The organism is Stenotrophomonas sp. 05L44_2, assembly GCF_056665995.1.
Genome location: NZ_JBFTNR010000912.1, coordinates 1 through 1,365, shown reverse-complemented (window position 1 = coordinate 1,365; position 1,365 = coordinate 1). Strand labels below are relative to the sequence as shown.

Below are 1,365 nucleotides of genomic sequence, written 5' to 3'. Positions count from 1 at the left end.
ACCAGGATGCGCTTGTCGGCGGCGATGGCTTGCACCAGCAGGTCCACTGCTGCGTCGATGCCGGTCAGCAGTTCCGGCGCATGCAGGTTGCCGAGCTTGGGCAGGGCCAGCTCCGGCGTGTGCGCACCACGTGCGGCATACAGGCGGGCCAGCAGGGGCAGCGTGCCCTCCGGCCAGCTACCGGGCACGGCCGCATCGCGACGGCGGATCATCGGCGTATCGGAAGACGGCRGCACAGCATCGGCGGCAAGGGACATCGGCATCGCCGGGTTGCGGAAGACCCGCGCATGATACCCCGCTCGGCTCGCCAGGCTCTTCCGGGCTTGGCGCAAGCGTGGCGATCGCCCATGCTTGTTCGCTTCTGAAACGGAATTCGCCATGTACCGCCTGCTGTCCGTACTGCTTGCCAGCCTCCTGCTGCCACTTGCTTCCCAGGCCGCAAACACGCCGCCAACCCCCGGTATCGAGTTCGTACACCACGACTGGTTCCTGGCCTGCGACAACACCGGCACCTGCCGTGCAGCCGGCTACAGCCCTGAAAAGGCGGACAGCCTGCTGGGCCTGATGCTGGAACGTGCCGGCGGCCCCGGGACGGCAGTGAAGGCGCGGCTGCGGGTCGGTGAGGATGGCGAAAGTGCAGTGCCTGAAGGTTCAATGCGCCTGCACGTGAACGGCCGTGATCTGGGCCCAGTGCAGGACACCGGGGCCGACGAGGCAGTGATGCTGCGGCCGGCGCAGGTAGAAGGCCTGCTGGCCGCCCTGCCCGGCCAGGCCCGTATCGAGGTGATCGACAGCAGGGGCACGCGCTGGCCGATTTCCGATCGTGGTGCCGCCGCGGTGCTGCTGAAAATGGACGAGGTCCAAGGGCGCGTGGGCACGCCCGGTGCGCTGGTACGCCGCGGCACGCGTGCCGAAGCGAGCGTGCCCGCCGCAGTGGCCAAGCCGGTGATCGTGCGCGGCGCGCTGGCGGCCGGCCGCCCCGGCGATAGCGAGCTGGGCAGCAGCGAAGCGCTGCGCGACGYGCTGATTGCCACGCTCGGCGACAACGACGACTGTCCGCGCCTGATCGAGTACAAGGGGACGCCGGACATGGTGATCGAGCGGCTCGACGAGCATCATGTACTGGTGCAGGCGCTGTGCCAGATGGGCGCGTACAACTACAGCAATGGCTTCTGGATCGCGCGCGATCAGCCGCCGTTCGCACCTGAGACGGTCACGCTGGAGGCAGAAGGCTTCTCGCGCTCCGATCGCACGTTGTACGCGCGCTACAAGGGCCGCGGCATCGGCGACTGCGTTTCTGGCTGGGACTGGGCCTGGGATGGCCGCAGATTCCAGCCAAGCAGTGCATTCAGTACCGGCCTGTGT

1 protein-coding gene and 1 pseudogene are annotated in these 1,365 nt (G+C 68.2%); one reads left to right on the top strand and one right to left on the bottom strand.

The window, feature by feature from the left end; all coding sequences use genetic code 11:
- A pseudogene (locus tag AC1VAN_RS21910) lies at nucleotides 1–257 on the bottom strand (single-stranded-DNA-specific exonuclease RecJ); the annotation flags it as partial.
- Between the two features lie 121 nt (nucleotides 258–378).
- Between AC1VAN_RS21910 and AC1VAN_RS21905 the strand changes: the two are divergent.
- On the top strand, nucleotides 379–1,365 hold a 987-nt coding region (locus AC1VAN_RS21905), incomplete at its 3' end, for a DUF1176 domain-containing protein (protein ID WP_480986754.1).